The organism is Allocoleopsis sp., from assembly GCF_036703385.1.
GTDB lineage: Bacteria > Cyanobacteriota > Cyanobacteriia > Cyanobacteriales > Coleofasciculaceae > Allocoleopsis.
Genome location: NZ_DATNPA010000685.1, coordinates 1 through 6,893, shown reverse-complemented (window position 1 = coordinate 6,893; position 6,893 = coordinate 1). Strand labels below are relative to the sequence as shown.

General features: G+C 46.0%; 7 protein-coding genes and 1 pseudogene. 4 read left to right on the top strand and 4 right to left on the bottom strand.

The genetic code is table 11. The features are described from left to right. A partial coding sequence (locus V6C93_RS32490; RefSeq protein ID WP_414644328.1) for a helix-turn-helix domain-containing protein occupies positions 1–192 on the top strand: 192 nt, incomplete at its 5' end. A gap of 63 nt (positions 193–255) precedes the next feature. On the opposite strand, the gene V6C93_RS32485 is transcribed toward V6C93_RS32490, so the two are convergent. Further along, a complete protein-coding gene (locus V6C93_RS32485) occupies positions 256–819 on the bottom strand; it encodes a Uma2 family endonuclease (RefSeq protein WP_333480819.1) in 564 nt (187 codons plus the stop codon). 223 nt (positions 820–1,042) lie between these two features. Between V6C93_RS32485 and rtcA the strand changes: the two genes are divergently transcribed. Both rtcA and V6C93_RS32475 read left to right on the top strand, forming a co-directional pair. Next, positions 1,043–2,104 carry an RNA 3'-terminal phosphate cyclase gene (gene rtcA, locus V6C93_RS32480; RefSeq protein WP_333480818.1) on the top strand — a complete coding sequence of 354 codons (1,062 nt, stop codon included), beginning with the start codon at positions 1,043–1,045 and terminating at the stop codon, positions 2,102–2,104. A 4-nt stretch (positions 2,105–2,108) separates the two neighbouring features. Beyond that, positions 2,109–2,633, top strand: a complete 525-nt coding sequence (locus V6C93_RS32475) for a cyclic phosphodiesterase-like protein (protein WP_333480817.1) — start codon at positions 2,109–2,111, stop codon at positions 2,631–2,633. Between the two features lie 701 nt (positions 2,634–3,334). Here V6C93_RS32475 and V6C93_RS32470 read toward each other — a convergent pair. From V6C93_RS32470 to V6C93_RS32460, 3 genes are all read right to left on the bottom strand, one after another. Next, on the bottom strand, positions 3,335–4,618 hold the full coding sequence (locus V6C93_RS32470; protein WP_333480816.1) for an alpha/beta fold hydrolase: 1,284 nt from the start codon (positions 4,616–4,618) through the stop codon (positions 3,335–3,337). Positions 4,619–5,136: 518 nt separating this feature from the next. Further along, positions 5,137–5,763, bottom strand: a complete 627-nt coding sequence (locus V6C93_RS32465) for a hypothetical protein (protein ID WP_333480815.1) — start codon at positions 5,761–5,763, stop codon at positions 5,137–5,139. A 547-nt stretch (positions 5,764–6,310) separates the two neighbouring features. Then, entirely contained in the window at positions 6,311–6,442 is a 132-nt protein-coding gene (locus V6C93_RS32460) for a hypothetical protein (RefSeq protein ID WP_333480814.1), read from the bottom strand. Positions 6,443–6,514: 72 nt separating this feature from the next. Here V6C93_RS32460 and V6C93_RS32455 point away from each other — a divergent pair. Continuing rightward, positions 6,515–6,893 (top strand): annotated as a pseudogene (locus tag V6C93_RS32455) (hypothetical protein); the annotation flags it as partial.

Here is a 6,893-nt window from a genome sequence, read left to right as displayed (position 1 = left end):
GATCAAGCTGCACCTTACGAGATTCTCCAACACATCCTAGAATCCAGTGGCACTCGTCAAGCTGACTTAGTGGGTGTTATCGGATCGAGCGGTGTGGTGTCTGAGGTTGTGAATGGCAAGCGCTCAATTAGTAAGGCACAGGCCAAAGCGCTTGGCGATTACTTCAAGGTGTCGCCGACGCTGTTTATTTAGTGTTGAACAAAATTGGAGGTTGGTTTTCTGCGAGACATTCCTCACCCCCCAAGCGCAACAGCCTTATCCTGCCATCTTCAACCAACTAAAAACCTGCTCTACAGTTAGCGCTAAATCAATCTCCTCTAACACAGAGAGATGATCGCTACCTTGTAATAATTCTGGTTGCTGATTTGGAAGGAAAATCAGAATAGAGCGATCGCGTGGATCTATTAGCCATCCCAATTGGCAACCGTGCTGTAGACAGTAGAGGATATTGCCAATTACCCGGTTTGAACTCTGTTCGGGAGAGAGAATTTCAATCGTCCAGTCTGGACAGAGCAAAAAATCGTTTGGAGGTTCCCCATCGGCATCAAAAGGGATTCGCGACCACTTGAAGACGGCTACATCTGGCACAATGGATCGGATACCAAAGCTACAGCGTAACTCTGGGAATGCAGAAGCAATCTGAAGGGGTTCAGCGATGTTGTTGATAGTTTCGCACAGCCTGAACTGCAAACGACTGTGCTTCCCTTTTGGCATTGGCTTCTGGATAATCTCCCCGTTGATATATTCGCTTGCAGGTTTTGTTTCTGGAAGCTTGAGAAATTCCTCTAGGGTAATGGCTTTGTCAGTTGTAATATACACGGCTGTCGTAACCTGCTCGTCAAGCGGCGTGTTTTTAGTTTAGCCCTTGCGCGCTCGCCTACGGCTTTACTCGAAACTGATCGCCACAAACGCATCCTGCTAGGCGATGGCTCCTTCCCCAATTACCTCACCAGCGGCGTATGCCCTTGGCGGTGCGGTGAGGATACCCTTACAGTAGACAAAAAGCGCTAAAACCAGCCTTAAAAACACAAATTAAGCCAACATGCTTCACATTGACGGCTCTTACGGTGAGGGCGGCGGTCAAATCTTACGTACCTCCCTCAGCCTAGCTGCCATTACAGGTCAACCCATTCGCATCGATCGCATCCGTGCAGGTCGGAGTAAGCCGGGATTAGCCATTCAACACTTAACTGGTGTGCGTGCAGCAGCGGCTATCTGCCAAGCCAAAGTGAAGGGAGATGCACTGCGTTCCATGACGCTGGAATTCATTCCGAGTTGTCCCACCGTGGCTGGACATTACAGCTTTGATGTTACCGAGACTACAGGCGCAGGTTCAGCGGGTGCCATCACGCTGATTTTGCAAACCATCCTGCTACCCCTAGCATTGGCGAAGGGTAACTCAGTCGTGACTCTAAGGGGAGGAACTCATGTGTCCTGGAGTCCACCCATCACCTATATCGAACAAGTCTATCTGCCCACGCTGAGACAGATGGGGGTGCAAGCACAGGTGCAGGTTCGTGCTTGGGGTTGGTATCCGCGAGGCGGTGGCGAGGTGGAATTGCGGGTAACTGGCGCTGGAGATAAGGCCACATCGCCTCTAAGCGGTCTTCAGTTACTAGAGCGAGGAACCTTGCAGCAGGTGCGGGGGTTAGCCGTCGTGACGGAACTTCCTTCCCATATCCCCCAGCGGATGGCGATGCGGGCGGAAAACTTGTTACAACAAGCCCATCTCAAGGGTAAAGTGCAGCCCCTGCGACAGCGAGGTGTGGGGCCAGGAGCAGGCATCTTTCTGACGGCTGAATACGAGTACAGTCGGTCTGGATTTGGTGCTGTGGGAGAAATCGGGCTACCCGCAGAGCGCGTCGCTGAAATAGCAACTCAGGAATTGCTAGATTTCCACGCCAATGGGGCACCCGTCGATCAATTTCTAGGCGATCAGTTACTCTTGCCAGCGGCATTGGCATCAGAGAAAAGCCAGTACAAAGTGGCTGAAATTACCACGCACCAGACAACGAATGCTTGGGTTATCGAGCAATTTGGATTAGCCAAGGTCTGTATTGATGAAGAGACTCAGATTGTTACCGTTGCAGCTGTAGTGAAGTGATGCGATGAATACTAAAATCTCATTCTGGCTTATTCCCTCGGAAGAAGACAGAGCATTTTTTCAGGAAATTGTAGATACGCTTGCACAAGAGTATGACGCTCCAGTTTTTACCCCTCATGTAACTATCTATTCGGGGGAGTGTACACCCGAAGAATCTCCTTCTAAACTTCTTGAACAGGCAACACTAGGAGTTCAAAGTTTTAGTCTCAAGGTCGATAAGCTACTGTATACAGATGAGTTTACCAAAACTTTATTCGTGCAATTTTACCCAAATTCCCTTCTCAGCCAGATATCAGAAACCCTAAGTAGCCGTTCAAACAATCCATCTGAATATGAGCTTAATCCTCATTTGAGCTTAATTTATAAATATCTAAGCGAGGAAATAAAGCAAGAATTAATAACAAAGCTGAGCCTGCCAAAATCTGACGTGTTTTTTAACGAAGTGAGAGCTATCTCGGCTGGGAATACAGTGAAAGGATGGGAGGATGTGGAAAGCTGGGGAGTCATTTGCATTAGGAAGCTTCAATAGCCATAGCTCTTGCTCACGAATCTTTGTATCATTAATAACAAACAGATGTTACGTAAACTCCTTCGTCGGATATAAGTAACAGGCAACCGTAGCCGTTAATCTAACTATATAGATTGTATTACCGATAGGAGTATTGCTTTGCAAAGAACAGGGTTGAGCAATGCTGTGTAGGTGGTGCTGTTACCATAGCCATGAGACTCCTGACCTGATTTAGTGGGGCGATCGCTTACGAGTTGAACTTGTGCGATCGCCTTTTATTTGAGAATCCCAAGGGGGAGCTTCATGCCCAGTTTTTGGTCATGTTTTGATACCTTTATGAGGAGAATTCAAGGTGGAAGAAGAACGTCATACTACAGTACTTACGGCTGCTATTGTGAGTGGCTCTCTGGTTATTAGTTTATTGGCTGGCCTCCTTTTCGGTAACATAGCTCGGAAATTTTATGCCATAGTGTCTGGGGAAAATATGACTTTGTCACAACAAGAGTGAGCCGATAGAGCTTACCGATTTATAGGTTTGTGTAGGGTGGGTTAGGCGGTAGCCGTAACCCACCAAAGTCTCGAATAAGAGTGCGTTACGCAACGCTAGCACACCCTACAATTTTGCTTATCCTTGAAACGCGGAAGACTTCCCATGAGCTGCACACACGAACATTGTAATGAAAGCCTAATTCCCCCATTCCCGTCTTTAAGATATGCAAGTTTCAGGCACCACAACTGAGTACTTGTGTCTGAATCCAGCTGAGCAGTTCCTGGTTAACCCGTTCTGGGCGTTCATCATGAGCACAGTGTCCAGCGTCCTCAACCTCTATCAGCCGCAGTGCGGGGTTATAGCCGAGGAAGCGACGAGCCAGTGCAGGGGGAATCATGCGGTCTTGTTGGCCCCATACCAATAGAGACGGAATTTTGAGGTTAGTTAGGATGGAGCGAATAGAAGGGCTAAATTTGGGGCTGAGCATCGCTTTGAGAATAGCGCAGAATGCTTTAGCTGAACCGAGGTCACGGGCAGGTGCACAGAGAATTTCTAGCAGTTCATCAGTAATGGCTTCTTTGCAAGCGTATGCTAATCCTGCCCAATGTCTAATAATCCAAGGTTGTCGTATTAGGTGAAACAGGGGTTGCAGCAATAGGGGCGACGTGAAAGCTGCTTTGAGCCTGCGCACCAAGGGACGGATGACGGCTGGAATTGATTCTTCAGAGTCCGAAGTATCGGGCAAGCTAATCATTGCCACACCTCGTGCCATTTCTGGATAAGTGGTTGCTGCGGCTAAAGAAATCACAGAACCAATAGAGTTGCCCACTAGCACGGCAGGAACTTCCACAAAAGTCTTCCAGAACTCGTAGACTTGTTCCACCCAAAGTCCAATCCCATAAGGAGCAACAGGCTTTTCCGAGGCACCAAAGCCCAATAAATCCACGGCGTAGACCGTGTGATGCTTTGCCAGTTCTGCAATGTTCTGTCGCCAGTGACCAATGGAACCGCCAAAGCCGTGTAACAGAATCACAGGAACCTGACTTTGGGGATTATGTACTACGGTATAGCGAACTTTCCAACCCTGCCACAGCCAGTCTTGTGGATGGCTGTCACACTGAACCAGAGGGCTAGGAATTATCGGTACAGGAGTTAGAGTTGGCACGTTGGAAATTGGATTGTCCCAGCCTTGCACAGAGTCATAGTTATTACCTTTTTTGCGCGTTTGAGACACCCTCTCGATAACAGCGGTGCTCATCAATGGCAAACTGGCAACAAGACAAGCAATGCAGACCCAGAAATAAAAGCTGAGGATATCGGCTTGACCAATTGCTACACTAATGAAGAACATTGAAAATGGAAAAGCTGTTACTAATAGTGCGCGATAAGAGCATACTTCAAGGGTAGAATCCTGAATAAAGATACTATTTGGCTCTAGGCTTAATTGCTCTAGTGCCTGCCTAATCTTTTCTCCATTCCCCTGATTAGTGGAGGACAAACACGATTGTCCAGACATCTTGAATTCCTTTAGTAAATCAGATAAAATATGTGGTTATATTCCCTATTCAAATTAAGCGTTGGGGTTAACCACAGACCAGCTAAGCCAGTTAATTAAAATTCCTATAAAGCCTTAATTTTATGAATTACTTCAATCGAGAATCATTTCAATAAGGCTGAGAAAGCAAAATTAAAAGTTTAGCTGAGGATGTGTATTTCCTTGCTTATAGCTACCGTTTTATCGAACAAATCGTTTTTCAACCTCTATCAAAAGACTATTAAATTAATTTAAAAAAATATCCCCGAAGAATGGGATTAGCTCATATCTGGTTGCATCTGAATTAACAAAGAGAGTAGGAGAGAGGTCAGAGTGTATCTCATTTAATCGAGAAGGACTATACCTCTGAGACCCTCTGCGCGAATCTATGCGAACCTCTGCGTTAAAAAAAACATATTATAGCGATGCTAACGGATTCGATTTACAAGTCTTTATAAATGTTTCTGCCCAATTCAGATGCACCCTTCTAAGACTGAGGTTTACTTAAGTGCTAGTAAGCTCAAAACCAATACAATCTCTACTCCAGAACCCAGCACCTGACCGACTAATCGAGTTGGCACAGCGCTACCCAAGAACATAATGAGTGCCCCGATGAACACCCAAGGACATTGCATGGTTTGCCAGATGATGATGCCTACTAATGCTACCAGTGCGATCGTCAAAATCGCTGCCATTGGTAAGCTACCTTCAGCCTCTCTGTAACGCAAGGTACCTGCAAATGTTGTGGATTCCAACTTCAGCGTCAAATACTTCTTCCGAAACTCAAATTCAATCAGGCCAAGAGCAAGCAACCAGGTCATGCAACGTGCGATCGGGCTAGCAAACCACTGAACACCAGCGTAATTAGCGAGTTCGACAGCAACTACTAAAAGTAGCGGGGTAAATAACGTGTGGAACAAGAAGCGAAGCCGATTAAGAAACTCCAGTACTTCCCCCTCCCCAATGCAGCTACCTATGGAAATGATGAGATTGTCATAAATCAATCCAGTCAGCACTATAAGCAGCAGAATCGTGCCGATGTTAATGGATTGTTGAAATAGGTGAATCCCCCAAATCGCTAATGCAAAATGTGCCAATGCATAAATTGGATGCAAAATCGCAGCCATATGGTCTCCTCTAGTCGAAGCCTCAAGTAGTTTGTCAGGATATTGATGGATATAATGCCGCTGTTTGGCTGGAGAAAAACAGTCTGAATTTTTCTCTTTATAGGCTGATCAAAACGGCTTACCTAATAGTTCTCTGAACAACTGCTTCTTGATTTGACCTCTTGCATAAATCCTGGACAGCCCCCTAAATTCCCCAATTCTGGGGGACTTTGAATTCTATTCCCCCCACCCAAGAGAGTTCTCCCCTAAAAGGGGAGAGGAGTAAGGACGAAGCCTTTTATTCATGGGGGGCTAGGGGGGCGAAAATAGACTTTCGCAAGAGGTCTATTTGACAGCAGCGCAACTGGATATAGCAGCCTATAGGAACTCGCAAAAATCTTTAGTTCAGTTAATCAATGGTGATTTCAGCCAAAACGGAGCATCATAAGCGTTACCTTATTGGTTAGATAACGTCAATCTTCTCTTTACATTTATTAAAGTGTAAGAAAACATGAACGACCTGCATCTTTGGGAAGAGTTATGAGAGAGAAACTTTTTCGCTTCCTCTCTATAGATAGACGAGTAGATAAGGTAACGGAGGTAACTTGTAGGCAAGAAGCGCACTCACTTGAACGTGAAGCGTTTGCGTAGCTTGGATGCTCTTCAATATAGCGATCGCATTCGTCTGGGCGCTGCTCATCGGTTCAGATAAGGGTAGGAAATCGCGCTTTTTGAATCGTCACTTTAGCACAATAGGAAGAGACAAAACGATATGAGTCTATTATCCAGAGAGGAAGTTAAAGCACTAGTAGAACAGCCCAAGGGATTGTGTGTATCTATTTATATGCCTATCTACCGACTGGCGGCAGATATCCAACAGAATTATATTCGGCTCAAGAATTTGATGCGACAGGCTGAAAGTAGCATCGTAGAGAGTGGAATGAGTGATCGGGAAGCCGGGGAATTTCTCCAGCCCCTGCAAGAACTCATCGATGTGGACGAAAGATTTTGGCAGGAAAACAATAATGAGGGACTGGCAGTATTTGTGGGTTCCGGAGTATTCCGTTACTACCGCGTGCCGTTAAATTTTCAAGAATTAGTTGTTGTTACTGACCGTTTCCATCTCAAGCCATTACTACCTCTTTTAACCA